The sequence below is a fragment of the Paenibacillus xylanilyticus genome, from assembly GCF_013359935.1.
Classification (GTDB): domain Bacteria; phylum Bacillota; class Bacilli; order Paenibacillales; family Paenibacillaceae; genus Paenibacillus; species Paenibacillus xylanilyticus.
Genome location: NZ_JABMCB010000115.1, coordinates 1 through 242, shown reverse-complemented (window position 1 = coordinate 242; position 242 = coordinate 1). Strand labels below are relative to the sequence as shown.

Annotated in this window: 1 rRNA gene; it reads right to left on the bottom strand. The window is 43.0% G+C overall.

Annotated elements, in window-relative coordinates:
• Positions 1 to 91: ribosomal RNA gene (locus HP552_RS36000) — 23S ribosomal RNA — on the bottom strand; the annotation flags it as partial.
• Positions 92 to 242: the final 151 nt, after the last annotated feature.

The window sequence follows — 242 nt, the reverse complement described above, 5'->3', positions numbered from 1 at the left end:
TACAGCTCCCCGAGGCAGTTTCGTTGTTCGCCACGTCCTTCATCGGCTCCTAGCGCCTAGGCATCCTCCGTGTGCTCTTAGTAGCTTAACCAATTGCTCATACGAGCAAATGCAATCTACCGTTTTATTGAAACTTGTTTACACAAGTTCAGCTAAAAGGAATGTTCTAATTCGCAATTTTCGTTTCGATATCTAGTTTTCAAAGAACAAGCTCCATGCAAAAGCAAGCTGTTTTGAGAGTT